Annotated in this window: 15 protein-coding genes; 4 read left to right on the top strand and 11 right to left on the bottom strand. The window is 56.9% G+C overall.

Going from position 1 to position 14,965, the window contains the following annotated elements:
- Positions 1-7: 7 nt before the first annotated feature.
- From era to lepA, 4 genes are all read right to left on the bottom strand, one after another.
- Entirely contained in the window at positions 8-913 is a 906-nt protein-coding gene (era, locus tag CYR32_RS11610) for a GTPase Era (RefSeq protein WP_101824555.1), read from the bottom strand.
- A complete protein-coding gene (gene rnc / locus CYR32_RS11605; protein ID WP_072930182.1) occupies positions 910-1,590 on the bottom strand; it encodes a ribonuclease III in 681 nt (226 codons plus the stop codon). Before rnc ends, era begins: the two co-directional genes overlap by 4 nt.
- 182 nt (positions 1,591-1,772) lie before the next feature.
- Complete coding sequence (gene lepB / locus CYR32_RS11600; protein WP_101824554.1) at positions 1,773-2,750, bottom strand: signal peptidase I; 978 nt, start codon at positions 2,748-2,750, stop codon at positions 1,773-1,775.
- 15 nt (positions 2,751-2,765) lie between these two features.
- Entirely contained in the window at positions 2,766-4,565 is a 1,800-nt protein-coding gene (gene lepA / locus CYR32_RS11595) for a translation elongation factor 4 (RefSeq protein WP_101824553.1), read from the bottom strand.
- Positions 4,566-5,126: 561 nt separating this feature from the next.
- On the opposite strand from lepA, the gene CYR32_RS11590 reads away from it, so the two are divergent.
- Positions 5,127-5,945, top strand: coding sequence for a hypothetical protein (locus CYR32_RS11590; protein ID WP_101824552.1), 819 nt, complete (start codon positions 5,127-5,129; stop codon positions 5,943-5,945).
- A 108-nt stretch (positions 5,946-6,053) separates the two neighbouring features.
- Here CYR32_RS11590 and rseC read toward each other — a convergent pair whose 3' ends face one another.
- From rseC to rpoE, 4 genes are read right to left on the bottom strand one after another with little or no spacing between them, the layout of a single operon-like run.
- Positions 6,054-6,521: a SoxR-reducing system protein RseC gene (gene rseC / locus CYR32_RS11585; protein ID WP_101824551.1), complete on the bottom strand. Its 468-nt coding sequence runs from the start codon at positions 6,519-6,521 to the stop codon at positions 6,054-6,056.
- 11 nt (positions 6,522-6,532) lie between these two features.
- Complete coding sequence (rseB, locus tag CYR32_RS11580) at positions 6,533-7,486, bottom strand: sigma-E factor regulatory protein RseB (protein WP_101824550.1); 954 nt, start codon at positions 7,484-7,486, stop codon at positions 6,533-6,535.
- The gene (rseA, locus tag CYR32_RS11575; protein WP_101824549.1) at positions 7,486-8,139 is read right to left on the bottom strand and encodes an anti-sigma-E factor RseA; all 654 of its coding nucleotides are present in this window, start codon (positions 8,137-8,139) and stop codon (positions 7,486-7,488) included. Before rseA ends, rseB begins: the two co-directional genes overlap by 1 nt.
- A gap of 29 nt (positions 8,140-8,168) precedes the next feature.
- Complete coding sequence (gene rpoE / locus CYR32_RS11570; RefSeq protein WP_072930403.1) at positions 8,169-8,744, bottom strand: RNA polymerase sigma factor RpoE; 576 nt, start codon at positions 8,742-8,744, stop codon at positions 8,169-8,171.
- A 213-nt stretch (positions 8,745-8,957) separates the two neighbouring features.
- Between rpoE and nadB the strand changes: the two genes are divergently transcribed.
- Entirely contained in the window at positions 8,958-10,580 is a 1,623-nt protein-coding gene (gene nadB / locus CYR32_RS11565; RefSeq protein WP_101824548.1) for an L-aspartate oxidase, read from the top strand.
- A gap of 18 nt (positions 10,581-10,598) precedes the next feature.
- On the opposite strand, the gene trmN is transcribed toward nadB, so the two are convergent.
- Positions 10,599-11,345, bottom strand: a complete 747-nt coding sequence (trmN, locus tag CYR32_RS11560) for a tRNA(1)(Val) (adenine(37)-N(6))-methyltransferase TrmN (protein ID WP_241523811.1) — start codon at positions 11,343-11,345, stop codon at positions 10,599-10,601.
- Between the two features lie 165 nt (positions 11,346-11,510).
- Between trmN and srmB the strand changes: the two genes are divergently transcribed.
- Complete coding sequence (gene srmB, locus CYR32_RS11555) at positions 11,511-12,833, top strand: ATP-dependent RNA helicase SrmB (RefSeq protein ID WP_101824547.1); 1,323 nt, start codon at positions 11,511-11,513, stop codon at positions 12,831-12,833.
- A 66-nt stretch (positions 12,834-12,899) separates the two neighbouring features.
- Here srmB and grcA read toward each other — a convergent pair whose 3' ends face one another.
- Complete coding sequence (gene grcA, locus CYR32_RS11550; RefSeq protein WP_101824546.1) at positions 12,900-13,283, bottom strand: autonomous glycyl radical cofactor GrcA; 384 nt, start codon at positions 13,281-13,283, stop codon at positions 12,900-12,902.
- 337 nt (positions 13,284-13,620) lie between these two features.
- On the opposite strand from grcA, the gene ung reads away from it, so the two are divergent.
- Positions 13,621-14,310 (top strand): uracil-DNA glycosylase, encoded by a 690-nt coding sequence (gene ung, locus CYR32_RS11545; RefSeq protein ID WP_101824545.1) that lies wholly within the window; start codon positions 13,621-13,623, stop codon positions 14,308-14,310.
- A 56-nt stretch (positions 14,311-14,366) separates the two neighbouring features.
- Here ung and grpE read toward each other — a convergent pair whose 3' ends face one another.
- Positions 14,367-14,954, bottom strand: coding sequence for a nucleotide exchange factor GrpE (gene grpE, locus CYR32_RS11540; RefSeq protein WP_101824544.1), 588 nt, complete (start codon positions 14,952-14,954; stop codon positions 14,367-14,369).
- Positions 14,955-14,965 lie beyond the last annotated feature (11 nt).

Genomic DNA, 14,965 nt, shown 5'->3' with positions numbered 1-14,965 from the left:
TTGCGCCTCAGAGGTCGTCTACGTAACCCAGGCTGCGCAGCGCACGTTCGTCGTCTGCCCAGCCGGATTTCACTTTAACCCACAGTTCGAGGTGGACTTTCGCCTCAAACATCTCTTCCATGTCCTGACGGGCTTCGATGCCGATGGTTTTGATCTTGGAGCCTTTGTTCCCGATCACCATCTTCTTCTGGCCTTCACGCTCAACCAGAATCAACCCGTTGACGTCATAGCCGCCGCGTTCATTGGCTGTAAAGCGCTCAATTTCTACGGTCACGGAATAAGGCAACTCTTCACCCAGGAAACGCATCAGCTTTTCACGGATGATTTCAGAGGCCATAAAGCGCTGCGAACGGTCAGTGATGTAGTCTTCCGGGAAGTGGTGGATCGCTTCCGGCAGGCGCTTGCGCACGATGCTGGCGATGGTATCCACATTGGTGCCTTTTTCTGCGGAGATCGGCACGACATCAAGGAAGTTCATCTGCTCACTGAGGAACTGGATATGCGGCAGCAGCTTGCTTTTGTCTGTGACGTTATCCACTTTGTTGATGGCCAACACCACCGGCGCTTTGAGATCGCGCAGTTTGTTGACCACCATCTCGTCGTCCGGTGTCCAGTGTGTGCCTTCGACCACGAAGATCACCAGCTCTACATCGCCGATGGAACTGCTGGCTGCGCGGTTCATCAACCGGTTGATGGCACGTTTCTCTTCGATGTGCAGCCCCGGGGTGTCCACATAGATCGCCTGATACGGGCCTTCGGTGTGAATACCCATAATACGGTGGCGGGTGGTTTGCGGCTTACGCGAGGTGATGGAGACTTTCTGCCCCAACAACTGATTCAGCAGCGTGGATTTGCCTACGTTCGGTCGCCCGACGATGGCGGCAAATCCGCAATAGGTTTTTTCTTCGCTCATTCAAGCTCCAGCTTTTTCAGCGCTTGTTCCGCTGCCGCCTGTTCGGCTTTACGGCGGCTTGAGCCGGTGCCAACCACCGGTTCACTCAACCCGCTGACCTGGCAGTGGATAGTAAATTCTTGATCGTGCGCCTCACCGCGAACCTGTACGACCAGATAGGAAGGCAACGGCAGATGGCGACCTTGTAAAAACTCCTGTAAACGGGTTTTTGGGTCTTTCTGCTTGTCACCGGGACTGATTTCATCCAACCGGCTCTGGTACCAGTTAAGAATCAAACGTTCAACGTTCTGGATATCGCTATCTAAAAACACGCCACCAATCAGGGCTTCTACCGTGTCCGCGAGAATAGATTCGCGGCGGAAACCACCACTTTTCAATTCACCAGGGCCGAGGCGCAAACATTCGCCAAGATCAAATTCACGCGCCATTTCTGCCAGCGTATTGCCGCGCACCAGGGTGGCACGCATCCGGCTCATATCCCCTTCATCCACTTTGGGAAAACGGTGATAAAGCGCGTTAGCAATGACAAAACTGAGAATAGAGTCACCCAGAAACTCTAACCGTTCGTTATGTTTGCTGCTGGCGCTGCGATGAGTCAGTGCTTGCAGCAAGAGCTCCTGCTGTTGAAAAGTGTAGCCCAGCTTTCGCTGCAGCCTGTTTATTACGATGGGGTTCATGAGTTACCAATAGATCAAGAATGCGTCAAAAACTTCAGCATACGGAACAGGCCTGCTTCGCCCAAAGCCAATCCAAAGCTGTTTCGTTTGCAGTGGCTCCTCTGGGATGAGGAGCCAACTTTTATCGCTCAAGGGGTTATTCTACAACGAGTCGCGCCATAATGCTGCGTTTATGGACCGGATTAATGGATTCCACCAATACGGCTGAAGCGTACCCCGGTCGGCCATTCGCCTTCCTGCTTCTCAAAACTCATCCAGATGGCCGTGGCTTTACCGACCAGATTCTTCTCCGGCACAAAGCCCCAGTAACGGCTGTCAGCGCTGTTGTCCCGGTTGTCACCCATCATGAAATAGTGACCGGCCGGCACCACCCAGACGCCCAGCGGCTGGCCGGGTTGCTGGTAGTACATCCCCAGCTGGTCCTGCGCGCCCGGCACATCCAGAATGTGGTGCGTGACGCCGCCCAGGTTCTCCTGACGGTCACGCAGGCGGATGCCGCCTTCCGGCACGGCTTCGCTCTGCGGTACATCAAAGAACCCGCTGGAGGCTTCGCTGCCGGCGCTGTGGCCGAAGGTTTGCACCAGGTTGCTTGGGGTCTCCTGCGAATAGGTCAGCGCCAGCGCTTTATCGCAGTTACTGTCACTGTTGCAGGCCGGCTGAACAGTCACCCGCTTGCTGACCGGATCGTAACTGACCCGGTCGCCCGGCAGGCCCACTACCCGCTTGATGTAGTCAACCCGCGTATCGCGCGGGTATTTAAACACCACAATGTCACCCCGTTTCGGGTGGCCGGTAGGGATCAGCGTCGTCTGGGTAATCGGGTCTTTCAGGCCGTAGGCAAATTTCTCCACCACGATGAAATCCCCGATCAGCAAGGTCGGCATCATGGAGCCGGACGGGATCTGGAACGGCTCAAAAATAAAGGAGCGCACTACAAACACGATGAACAATACCGGGAACACCGAGGCACAGGTCTCTACCCAGCCCGGCTGCTTCACGACATTCTTCAGGGTTGCGCTGTCGAGATTGCCCGCCGTCTGAGCCTGGATGGCCGCTGTTTTTTTCCGGCGCGCCGGTGCCCAGACAAAGCGATCCAGACACCAGATAATCCCTGTGATCAGGGTCGCAAGAAACAACCCCAGCGCAAACATGTTAGCCATGCTGACTCCTTAAATTTATTTGCTGTCTTTACCAACATGCAGAATGGCCAGGAACGCTTCCTGCGGCAACTCCACGTTACCCACCTGCTTCATGCGTTTTTTACCGTCTTTCTGCTTCTGCAGCAGCTTTTTCTTACGGCTGACGTCACCGCCGTAACATTTTGCCAGGACGTTTTTACGCAATTGTTTCACGGTGGAGCGGGCAATGATGTGGTTACCGATTGCCGCCTGAATCGCGATATCAAACTGCTGACGCGGGATCAGCTCACGCATCTTCTCCACCAGGTCACGGCCGCGGTACTGCGCGTTGTCACGGTGAGTGATCAGGGCCAGCGCATCCACACGCTCGCTGTTGATCAGCACGTCAACCCGCACCATGTCTGAGGACTGGAAGCGTTTGAAGTTGTAATCCAGTGACGCATAACCGCGCGACGTGGACTTCAGGCGGTCGAAGAAGTCGAGCACCACTTCCGCCATCGGGATTTCATAGGTCAGCGCCACCTGGTTGCCGTGGTAGACCATGTTGGTCTGCACACCGCGCTTCTCGATACAGAGCGTGATGACGTTGCCCAGGTACTCCTGCGGCATCAGCATGTGGCACTCGGCGATCGGCTCACGCAGTTCGGCGATGTTGTTCAGCGGCGGCAGCTTGGAGGGGCTGTCAACATACACGACGTCGCCGGTAGTGGTTTCCACTTCGTAGACCACTGTCGGCGCGGTGGTGATCAGATCCAGATCGTATTCACGCTCCAGACGCTCCTGAATGATCTCCATGTGCAGCAGGCCCAGGAAGCCACAGCGGAAGCCGAAGCCCAGCGCGGTGGAGCTTTCCGGCTCATAGAACAGGGAGGCGTCGTTCAGGCTCAGTTTGCCGAGCGCATCACGGAAGGCTTCATAATCGTCTGAACTGATCGGGAACAGACCGGCATACACCTGCGGTTTGACCTTTTTAAAGCCGGGCAGCGCTTTGTCTGCCGGCTGGCGGGCCAGCGTCAGGGTATCGCCCACCGGTGCCCCGAGGATGTCTTTGATCGCACAGACCAGCCAGCCCACTTCACCACAGTTCAGGACGTCACGATCCAGCTGTTTCGGGGTAAAGATGCCGAGGCGGTCAGCGTTGTAGGTCTGCCCGGTGCTCATCACCTTGATTTTGTCACCTTTGCGCAGGGTGCCGTTTTTGATACGGATCAGGGACACCACGCCGAGGTAGTTGTCGAACCAGGAGTCGATGATCAGTGCCTGCAGCGGCGCGGCCGGGTCGCCCTGCGGCTCCGGGATGTCACGCACCAGACGCTCCAGCACATCCGGCACGCCCACGCCGGTTTTCGCTGAACAGCGCACGGCGTCCGCGGCGTCGATGCCGACGATGTCTTCGATCTCCTGCGCCGCACGATCGGGATCGGCCGCCGGCAGGTCAATCTTGTTCAGTACCGGCACCACTTCCAGGTCCATCTCGATAGCGGTATAGCAGTTGGCGAGGGTCTGTGCCTCTACGCCCTGCCCTGCATCCACCACCAGCAGTGCGCCTTCACAGGCCGCCAGCGAACGGGAGACCTCATACGAGAAGTCAACGTGGCCCGGGGTGTCGATGAAGTTAAGCTGGTAGGTCTGGCCGTCCAGCGCTTTATAGTCCAGCGTCACGCTCTGCGCTTTGATGGTAATGCCGCGTTCACGCTCCAGGTCCATGGAATCCAGCACCTGAGAGGCCATTTCACGATCGGAGAGCCCACCGCAAATCTGAATAATACGGTCGGACAGCGTCGACTTACCGTGGTCAATATGGGCAATAATGGAGAAGTTTCGTATATGCTTCATTATAAAAGTTTTTCTGCCTTGGTATTTCTGAATCGCTCGCCTATGGGGACACGCATGGACAAGAAGCGACGGTGAGTAGGTTGGCTCTCTTACGCCTGAGTCGCAGCATTCTACATGCCGGGCCAGTGAAAGCCTAGTCATCCGCCATGCTATCGCTTAATTATGGATATCATCGCGCAAAAGTGGCAGCAAAGGGGTAAATAAGATGTGTGAAGGTGCAACAGGCGCTGACAGGAAAGAGAAAAACGTTTGCCGCCCGGCATAAAAGCCCCGCTATTTATCCTTACTCTTTTGCGCCTTCTCCTTAAAATTACTAAGGGAAATAGTGAAACCTTAAAGTTTCATATTATTGAACCCCCTTCCCTGCCCGCTTTTTTATTTCGCTTTCCGCCTTGCCTTCTCTGCCTGCGCGCGGGCTTTAGGATAATGCTCATTTACACCTTTACCCACAGTAGACTAGATAGAGTACTCGCCTGGAGAGCGTAAACAATAATGATTTTAAACGTGGTTTCACCATTATTTTGATTTTTTCAAATTATTCAGGTTACAAGGATACCCGTTATGATCGAGGAAGGACGGTTACTCAGCCGCCATGGTTTTGCTAAAACCAACTCGTGGATAACCATTGTCATTTCTGCGTTACTGATGTTGGCGGGGGCGGTACTGTTTCTGTTTTTGCTCACCGCAGAACGCGCAGAGGATGACCGGGTTCAGTTCACGCTGTTGGCAGGTATGGCCTGTGTCGTGCTGGGCATTACATTAATGTTCCTGCGTCATCTCATTAAACCCAAACAGACCTACCAGCTGCATGAAAACGGTATTTTGGTGATTAATCAGCATGACCAAAAGGATCACTTTATTCCTTTTGAAAGAATCTGTGATATTTACCGTTACCGCAGCGGTAACTATACCGGCAAATTAATCAATGCTCTGGCTTTCCGCACGGATATATACAGCGCCTGGAATAAGATCTCCCCGAATGTCGCCGGGTCAGCCCGTTTGATTGAGGTGATTATCAATCAGCAATTGATTCACCGTGGTCCGGCCGCCCTGACCATGCTGGCCAATGACGGCCATGTGAGCTTTTTTTATCTTTGCCCCAGCCGCAGCCTGCTGAAAAGGCTGTTGTCACGTAATTTCCTGATGATGAAAGAGAAGCAGCTGCGGCTGAGCGCCCTGTCACTCAGCACAGAAGACCAGATGATCCCGATTGATGAGGTGCACCATATTGTGTCAGGTGGGCCGGGTGACGCCATTGAATTGCTGGATGCCCAGGACCGGGTATTGTTCTCTATCCCCTATATCTCGCTGTTCAGTGCCGATCTGTTTATTGCGCTGATTGAGCATATGATCCAGAGCCGGATCCCGATTCGTACCTGATCAGGCTGCTGCATGAAGTAAGCGGTTCTTTGCAGGCATCGGCTGCGAAAACAGGGGAAAGGTATAAAACGTGTTAATGCGCCACAGGCCGCGGCGCGTTAAGAGAGATCAGGAGAGGTCATTCTGCATACGGAAGGCGGTCGGCGGCAGGCCAACCTGCAGCACCACCGGCTGGTAGCTCTGCTCATTCGTGGTATGTTTTGCCAGGTAGCGCGCGGTCAGGAAGCCCGCAGTGCCGCCGATGACTGCGCCCAGCAAAGCAAAAAGATCGCTGTTGAAGCCCATCTGCATCAGGCCACCGCCCAGCAGAACCCCCGCCAGCGGCGTCATATACACCAGCAAAGCGGAACGCAACAGGCTGCCTTCCGTGATGCCCAGCTCTACTTTCTGACCCGGCTCGAGCGGCTGTTCGATTTCCACCTGCAGATGGTGGTCAGGCTGTGGCCCCAGCTTATTCAGCGTACGGGTTCCACAACCGCCGCGCGCGCTGCAGCTGCTGCACCCAGCCTGAGGATCGCACCGTAACAGCGCGACCCCTTTCTCCCACGAAATCACCGTGGCCCATTCTTTCATCATAGCGGAATACCTTATTGCGGCCGGGTCAGCACAATGCTGTCAGCAATGCGTTTGGCCGTGGAAGGCGGCAGTTCGCCCACTACCGTGATTTCGCGGCCATCGCGGATTTCAGTGTGTACCGTGCGCCGCCCCTGCCGGACAAACTGTTCAGACGTCGGGTTGCCGGAAGTGCTGACGTTCACCGAAAAACTGAATAACCCATCGGCGTAAAGCCGGGATTCTATCGGAACGGGCAGATTTGGCAACGTGCGGCGGCTGCGTGACACTTCCGTTACCCCGGCCGGCAACCATTTCGGCTCCCAGCTGAAGTTCACCCTGTCAGTGGCCGGAATAGAGAGCAGCGGCGGCAGTTGCGCTTTCTTCAGCCCGCCCAGCGCCTGTTCAACCTGATCGCCAGAGACAAAGGAGATGACCCGGAACTGCTCCAGGGTCTCGCCATCGCGGTCCAGCAGATCGGCCCGCAGCGGCAGTTTCGTCTCTTCGTCAATCCAGACAATGTAGCTGTAACGTGTACCGTCACGCGCCACAATCCGGATGACTTCGCTGGCGCGGTCGGCGATACGGGCGCGGCCCACCGGAATAAAGTCATAATATTTTGCCAGCTGCCCATAGTCGGAAAAGGCCAGGGCCGGCAGGGCGTCAACAATATGATCGCCGGTGAGGGTAAAGGGCTCCAGGCCCGCTTCAAAATAGCTGATCTCGTTGCCGCGCTGCACAATCTCCCGGCGCGGGCCGTCCATCTGCAACAACTGGGCGTAGGACTCTTTCCCCAGCTGCACATGACGATAACGTGAAGAGTCTATTCCCTGCTTGCTGATGCTGATAAATGCGATTTCATAATCAAGGGTCTGGCTAGCGCTGTTCATCTGTTGCAACAACGCCCCGGACGCAGTCTGCGCCGGGGCGATGGAGGGATAAATCAGGCTGCCTGTCAGCACGCTCACGGCAAACCAAAAATGCTTCATTACTGCGATTGCATTCCTAAAGACTGAGTTCCTGGAACCTGAACAGCGGCCTGCTGCGGACTCGCGGAGTCCAGCTGCAGCTGATCAGAATGCAAACGGCGCTGCAATTCGTAATCCTGCAAAATAGCATTGATACGTTTGCGCTGCTCCTGAAGCTGTTGCTGACCGCCGTTAGCCGCCGTGTTTTCGCTCGGCACACCGAAGCTGACCTGGGACGCCTTGCCCCCCATCATCGGCAGGGTGTTGAAGACCGGCGTCTCCGGGGAAGCGCTGCTGCCTTCAGGCTGATTGTAGTGCTGCACGCCGACAATCACTGCCAGGGAGACACAGGCTGCCACGCCGACTTGCGTAAGCTGGCTGGCCCACGGGCGCACTTTGTGCCAGAACGGCATCTTCTGCCAGGTCTGCGGTTGCGGCTGAGCTTCCGGGATCGCCTGAGGAACCAGGCGGGCCGGTTCTTTCTCAATGGCGGCGGCCACCTGGGCAGCAATATCCAGATGCATCACCTCACCCAGATCGCCCCGCATTGTGTCGCGGATCAGATGATAGCTCTGCCAGCGGTTCTGAAGCGCTTTGTCGTTTGCTAATGCATTCAACAATTCGGAATCAAGCGCTTCACCATCCATCAGAGCGGAAAGCTGTTCTTTCTGCATGCCTTAGTACCCTTCCTGTGCCCGCTATACTAACGCTGAATCAGCGGTTGGACTTTATTATCAATAGCTTCCCGAGCGCGGAAGATGCGGGATCGCACCGTGCCTACCGGGCACTCCATAATGGCCGCTATCTCTTCATAGCTCAGGCCATCCAGTTCCCGCAGGGTAATCGCCATGCGGAGGTCTTCAGGGAGTGATTCAATAGTGCGGAAAACTATTTGTCGTAACTCCTCAGACAACATTAAATTCTCAGGGTTCGAAATTTCTTTCAATGCGCCTGCACTTTCAAAGTTTTCTGCGTCGTTGGCATCAACGTCGCTGGCCGGTGGCCGGCGCCCTTGAGCGACCAGATAATTTTTAGCCGTGTTCACGGCGATACGGTATAACCAGGTGTAGAAAGCACTGTCTCCCCGGAAGGATTCCAGTGCGCGGTATGCTTTTATAAACGATTCCTGTACCACATCCGGCACATCGCCCTGGGGTACATAGCGGGAAACGAGACTCGCCACTTTATGCTGGTAACGGATCACCAGTAAATTGAACGATTTTTGATCTCCTTTCTGGACCCGCTCAACCAGAACCTGATCCGTAAACTGCTCGCTCATCCGAGGTAAATTCTCCCCAAACCTGTTTCCACGCGTAAAATTGTACTGCCAGCCATCATCTTTTTTCCTGAGCAAGCACCTGCTTGGAGTTTATACGGTACACAGAGTTCCGCATCACTCTGATTTTTCTGTTGACGACTCAAGCACGTGGCTTTTGCCCGAATAAGTAGGCTAACATGATTTCCACTCTTCTTCTGCACAACATCATACGCTATGTCATCTCCTTCTGAACATGTCAGCGACGTCCTGATCATCGGCAGTGGCGCGGCGGGGCTCTCCCTGGCGCTGCGCCTGGCTGCGCATTGCCGTGTTACCGTTCTCAGCAAAGGCCCGCTCAGCGAAGGGGCGACGCGCTACGCGCAGGGCGGTATCGCCGCGGTCTTTGATGAGGCTGACAGCATTGCGTCTCATGTTGAAGACACCCTGGACGCCGGGGCGGGGCTGTGTGACCGGCAGGCGGTGGAGTTTATTGCCGGGAATGCCCGCCACTGCGTGCAATGGCTGATTGATCAGGGCGTCTGTTTTGATACCGAGGCAGATGCAGCCGGTGACGCGCGTTATCACCTGACCCGCGAGGGCGGCCACAGCCACCGGCGCATTCTTCATGCAGCCGATGCCACCGGCAAGGCAGTAGAAACCACGCTGGTGGCGAAAGCAAGTTCGCACCCCAATATTTGCGTGCTGGAACGGCATAACGCGGTAGACCTGATCACCGCCCGCAAAGCCGGGCTGGGCGGGCCGGAGCGGGTGGTGGGAGCCTATGTCTGGAACCGTGACAGCGAGTCGGTGATGACCTTCCGCGCCGGGGCCGTCGTGCTGGCAACCGGCGGGGCCGCCAAAGTTTACCAGTATACCACCAACCCGGACATCTCCTCCGGTGACGGCATCGCCATGGCCTGGCGTGCCGGTTGCCGGGTAGCCAATCTGGAGTTTAATCAGTTCCACCCGACCTGCCTGTTTCATCCGCAGGCGCGCAACTTCCTGCTGACAGAGGCGTTACGCGGCGAAGGGGCGTACCTTATCCGGCCTGACGGCAGCCGCTTTATGCCGGAGATCGATCCCCGGGCCGAGCTGGCCCCGCGGGACATCGTCGCCCGCGCCATCGACCATGAGATGAAACGGCTAGGTGCCGACTGCATGTATCTCGACATCAGCCACAAGCCGCGGGAGTTCATTCTGCAACACTTCCCTACGATTTATGAGAAGTTGCTGTCACTGGGCATCGACCTGACGCGGGAGCCGATCCCGGTGGTGCCGGCCGCGCACTACACCTGCGGCGGAGTGATGGTTAACCACCAGGGGCGGACCGATCTCGACGGGCTGTACGCAATTGGTGAGGTGAGTTATACCGGGCTGCACGGCGCGAACCGCATGGCGTCTAACTCGTTGCTGGAGTGCCTGGTGTATGGCTGGTCGGCCGCTGACGATATTCTCACGCGTCTGGCACAGACCCCGCAGCCGGGCACCCTGCCCGCCTGGGATGAGAGCCTGGTCGACAACGCTGATGAGCAAGTGGTGATTCAGCATAACTGGCACGAGTTGCGGCTGTTTATGTGGGATTACGTGGGCATCGTGCGTACCACCAAACGGCTGGAGCGCGCCCTGCGCCGCATCACCCTGCTCCAGCAGGAAATTGATGAATATTACGCGCGCTTCCGTATCTCCAATAATTTGCTGGAATTACGCAACCTGGTGCAGGTTGCCGAGCTGATTGTCCGCAGCGCCCTGCTGCGCAAAGAGAGCCGGGGGCTGCACTTCACGCTCGACTACCCGGGCCAGCTGGCGACGCCGGTGCCGACCGTGCTCTGCCCTACCCTGCCCGGCCACGCTGACTAAATCAGACTTGGTTAAGCATTAATAAAACAGATAGAAATCGGTAATCATCTGGCGGAAGGCTGCACTGTAGTTGCCCGCCTCATCGCGCAGGGCCAGCGCCTCTGTAACGGGCGTGACCGGCGTACGCGACAGGGCGAGCAGCATCCGGTGCAGCGGCTTGCCCGGCCGGTCACGAATCTCCACCCGCCGGGCCGGGTGCCAGCCGCCTGACTGTGCCGTGGTGATAAAGCGCTCGCCAATCTCATACGGCAGCACCACGCAGAACAGCCCGCCCTCTTCCAGCAGCGCCGCCGCACACGCCAGCAGAGCGTCATGGCTCAGCGTGCCGGTGTAGCGTGCCTGGGTTCTTGCGGCATCCCGGCAGGCCACAGCCGGTTCAAAATAGGGTGGGTTGCTGACGATCAGCCCATACCGTGCCGGGTTATCCCGCGCCACCTGATGGATATCCTCCGCCTGCACCCTGATCCGCTCTGCCCAGGGCGAGGCACCGGCGTTTTCCCGCGCCTGTTCTGCGGCATCGGCATCCAGTTCCACGGCATCAATCGCACAATCTGGTGACGTGCGTTGCGCCAGCATCAGCGCAATCAGCCCGCTGCCCGTGCCGATATCCAGAATCCGCCGTGCATTTTCTACGGGTGCCCAGGCCCCGAGCAGCACGCCGTCGGTGCCGACTTTCATCGCACAGCGATCGTGGGCAACAAAAAATTGTTTAAAGGTAAAACCGTTGCGGCGCAAGGCGGGAGCGGGGGTAGCTTGGGTAGTCACAGGTTCTTCCAGGTCAGATCCAGGGGCGCCTTAACCGGGCGCAGCACGACAAAACCTGCGTAGCATAGGATAATCGTTAACAGAGTAAAAGCGCGCCCTGCGGCTTAAATAGGTGAAGAACGCGCCTAACCCGTCTATAATCGGCGCCCCACGTAGAGGTAGACCATGACAGCAACCACTTTTTCCGAACTCGATCTAGACGAACGCCTGCTCGCCGCCCTGCGCGATAAAGGCTACGACCGCCCCACCGCTATCCAGGCTGAGGCGATCCCGCCCGCGATGGACGGCCGTGACGTTCTGGGTTCGGCACCCACCGGCACCGGCAAAACCGCCGCGTTTCTGCTGCCGGTTATGCAGCATTTGCTGGATTTCCCACGCCGGAAATCCGGCCCGCCGCGCATCCTGATTGTGACCCCGACCCGCGAACTGGCGATGCAGGTTGCCGACCAGGCGCGCGAACTGGCGGCCCACGCCTCCCTGGATATCGCCACCATTACCGGCGGTGTCGCGTACATGAACCACGCCGAAGTCTTCAGCGAGAATCAGGATATCGTGGTCGCCACCACCGGCCGCCTGCTGCAATATATTAAGGAAGAGAATTTCGACTGCCGCGCAGTGGAAACGCTGATCCTGGATGAAGCAGACCGTATGCTGGACATGGGCTTCGCCGAGGACATTGAGAAAATTGCCGGCGAAACGCGCTGGAGAAAGCAGACCATGCTCTTCTCCGCGACGCTGGAAGGCGATGCCATCCGCGACTTCGCCGAGCGCCTGCTGCAGGACCCGGTTGAGATTGAAGCTGACCCGTCACGCCGCGAGCGCAAAAAAATCCTGCAGTGGTACTACCGGGCCGATAACCTGGCGCATAAAACTGCCCTGCTCTGCCACCTGCTGAAACAGCCTGAGGTGCAGAAGTCGATTGTGTTTGTCCGCACCCGTGACCGTGTGCATGAGATGGTAAGCTGGCTGCGTGAAGCCGGGATCAACTCCTGTTACCTCGAAGGGGAAATGGTGCAGGCCAAGCGCAACGAAGCCGTCAAACGCATGACGGACGGGCGCGTGAATGTGCTGGTCGCCACTGACGTCGCCGCGCGTGGCCTGGACATCAATGATGTCAGCCATGTGTTCAACTTCGACTTGCCGCGCACCGCGGACACCTACCTGCACCGTATCGGCCGTACTGGCCGCGCGGGCCGCAAAGGGTGTGCGATCTCGCTGGTGGAAGCGCACGATCACCTGCTGCTGGGTAAAATCGGCCGTTATCTTAATGAGCCGCTGAAGCCGCGCGTGATTGATGAGCTGCGCCCGACCAGCAAAGTGCCGAACGAGAAGAGCAACGGTAAGCCGTCGAAGAAGGTGCTGGCGAAACGCGAAGCGGAGAAAAAGCAGGCCAAAGCCAAGCCGAAAGCCAAAGTGCGCCAGCGCGATGCCAAAAACGTCGGTAAACGCCGTCAGCCCAAAGCCGCAACCGGCACAGCGGGCGAATAATACGTGGGATAGCGGAAGGGGAGCGGAAGCTCCCCTTTTTTATGTGTGTACTGGGTGAAATCGCCGTTACAGGCTTTCGGTAAAGGTCCGGGCGATCACATCGCGCTGCTGTTCCGGCGTCAGGGAGTTAAAGCGTACGGCATAACCGGACACACGAATCGTCAGCTGCGGGTATTTCTCCGGGTGCTCGACCGCATCCAGCAAGGTTTCACGGCGCAGCACGTTCACATTCAGGTGCTGGCCGCCTTCCACGCGAACAGTCGGCTGCACATCTACCGGTACTTCGCGATATTCAATCTGGCCCAGCTCCCGCAGGGGAACACGTTGGTCTTCCTGGTATTCCGCTTTGGCGCACAGGCAGCGCGCCTCCTCTTTTTCGCTGTCCAGCAGCCAGAAAGAGTTCACCAGTGCCGCGTTGTCAGCCTGAGTAATCTGAATACCTGTAATCATCTTTACCTCCATAGGGCAACCTGACGCCGCCCGGATAATTTACCCGCGGTTTTATAGGGGAAAACCGCCCTTCTTCCCCCTATATACCAGCGCAAAAATCCCCCTTCTTTGATTAAAATCAATAATTTCCAGACCGGGAAAGTTAGTTCAAGGCAACTTTTTGTTTTTAATCAAAATAGCCAGGGCGCGGATACACAAGACTTTTGTAAATGATCAAAGATGTGGGGGCTAACAAACAGGTATGAGGGAGATATCGCGGTTTCAGCCGTTTTACTGGTAAGCGGATGCAGGTACTCTATAGTCAACAGATTATCTGCAAAAACAAAGGAGAGCGTGAATGCCCACCTCACTCACTTGGCATGACGTGATTGGCCAGGAAAAAGAGCAGCCCTATTTTCAGGAAACGCTGGCATTTGTAGCCGCGGAGCGTGCCGCAGGCAAAACCATTTACCCTCCGCAGAAAGAGGTGTTCAACGCATTCCGTTTCACCGAACTGAATGATGTGCGGGTAGTGATTCTGGGGCAGGACCCGTACCACGGGCCAAATCAGGCGCATGGTTTAGCCTTCTCCGTACGGCCGGGCGTACCGGTGCCGCCGTCGCTGGTGAACATCTACAAAGAGCTGCAGAGTGATATCCCGGGCTTCAACCGGCCGGAGCACGGCTGTTTGCAGAGCTGGGCTGAACAAGGGGTAATGCTGCTTAATACGGTGCTGACGGTCGAGCGCGGGCAGGCCCACTCCCATGCGCGGCTGGGCTGGGAAACGTTCACCGACCGCGTAATTGCCGCCATCAACGAACACCGCGAAGGTGTGGTGTTTTTACTCTGGGGGTCACATGCGCAGAAGAAAGGCAGCTTTATCGACACCCAGCGCCACCATGTGCTGAAAGCGCCGCACCCGTCACCGCTCTCGGCGCACCGTGGGTTCCTCGGCTGCCGCCACTTTTCCCAGACCAACGCGCTGCTGGAGAAGCAAGGGCTGCAGCCCATCGACTGGACGCCGGTGCTGCCGGAAAAGCTCGACTGACGCCCGCCCGGCAACGGCCATGAAAAAGGCACCCGGGGGTGCCTTTTTCATCTCAATTACGCTTTGGCTTTTGAGACGGCGACCATGGCAGGGCGCAGCAGGCGGCCATTCAGCGTATACCCTTTCTGCATCACCATCATGACGTGGTTTGGCTCGTGTTCCTCGGACTCCATCAGGGTCATCGCCTGATGCACTTCCGGGTTAAACGGCACATTGGTGTCACCCACCACTTCGATACCAAACTTGCGTACGGAATCCAGCAGGGATTTCAGCGTCAGCTCCACGCCTTCGATCATAGAGGCCAGCTCACTGTTGGACTTGTCCGCCAGATCCAGCGCGCGCTCCAGGTTATCGATGACCGGCAGCAGTTCACCGGAGAACTTTTCCAGCGCAAATTTATGCGCTTTTTCGACGTCCAGTTCAGAACGACGACGGATATTCTCCGCTTCAGCCTTGGCGCGCAGCAGGCTTTCACGCTCGCGTTGCTGAACTTCTTTCAGTTGTGCTTCAAGCTCAGCAATACGGGCGTCACGCGGATCGACGTCGCCTGCCGTCTCGGTTCCAGCTTCCGCGTGCAGATCCTGATCTTTTTCCATCTCATCCGAGACTTGCTCGTTTGCTGTGTTCTGTTCTTTACTACTCATGAAATTCTCCG

Source organism: Chimaeribacter coloradensis (genome assembly GCF_002858715.1).
GTDB lineage: Bacteria > Pseudomonadota > Gammaproteobacteria > Enterobacterales > Enterobacteriaceae > Chimaeribacter > Chimaeribacter coloradensis.
Note: the sequence above shows the minus strand (reverse complement) of the source record. Positions and strands in the feature narration are given on the sequence as shown.

What these genes read in the sequence shown, in the direction of transcription:
- era (WP_101824555.1), bottom strand. Translation starts at nt 913, where the DNA reads ATGAGCGAAGAAAAAACCTATTGCGGATTTGCCGCCATCGTCGGGCGA.
- rnc (WP_072930182.1), bottom strand. Translation starts at nt 1,590, where the DNA reads ATGAACCCCATCGTAATAAACAGGCTGCAGCGAAAGCTGGGCTACACT.
- lepB (WP_101824554.1), bottom strand. Translation starts at nt 2,750, where the DNA reads ATGGCTAACATGTTTGCGCTGGGGTTGTTTCTTGCGACCCTGATCACA.
- lepA (WP_101824553.1), bottom strand. Translation starts at nt 4,565, where the DNA reads ATGAAGCATATACGAAACTTCTCCATTATTGCCCATATTGACCACGGT.
- CYR32_RS11590 (WP_101824552.1), top strand. Translation starts at nt 5,127, where the DNA reads ATGATCGAGGAAGGACGGTTACTCAGCCGCCATGGTTTTGCTAAAACC.
- rseC (WP_101824551.1), bottom strand. Translation starts at nt 6,521, where the DNA reads ATGATGAAAGAATGGGCCACGGTGATTTCGTGGGAGAAAGGGGTCGCG.
- rseB (WP_101824550.1), bottom strand. Translation starts at nt 7,486, where the DNA reads ATGAAGCATTTTTGGTTTGCCGTGAGCGTGCTGACAGGCAGCCTGATT.
- rseA (WP_101824549.1), bottom strand. Translation starts at nt 8,139, where the DNA reads ATGCAGAAAGAACAGCTTTCCGCTCTGATGGATGGTGAAGCGCTTGAT.
- rpoE (WP_072930403.1), bottom strand. Translation starts at nt 8,744, where the DNA reads ATGAGCGAGCAGTTTACGGATCAGGTTCTGGTTGAGCGGGTCCAGAAA.
- nadB (WP_101824548.1), top strand. Translation starts at nt 8,958, where the DNA reads ATGTCATCTCCTTCTGAACATGTCAGCGACGTCCTGATCATCGGCAGT.
- srmB (WP_101824547.1), top strand. Translation starts at nt 11,511, where the DNA reads ATGACAGCAACCACTTTTTCCGAACTCGATCTAGACGAACGCCTGCTC.
- grcA (WP_101824546.1), bottom strand. Translation starts at nt 13,283, where the DNA reads ATGATTACAGGTATTCAGATTACTCAGGCTGACAACGCGGCACTGGTG.
- ung (WP_101824545.1), top strand. Translation starts at nt 13,621, where the DNA reads ATGCCCACCTCACTCACTTGGCATGACGTGATTGGCCAGGAAAAAGAG.
- grpE (WP_101824544.1), bottom strand. Translation starts at nt 14,954, where the DNA reads ATGAGTAGTAAAGAACAGAACACAGCAAACGAGCAAGTCTCGGATGAG.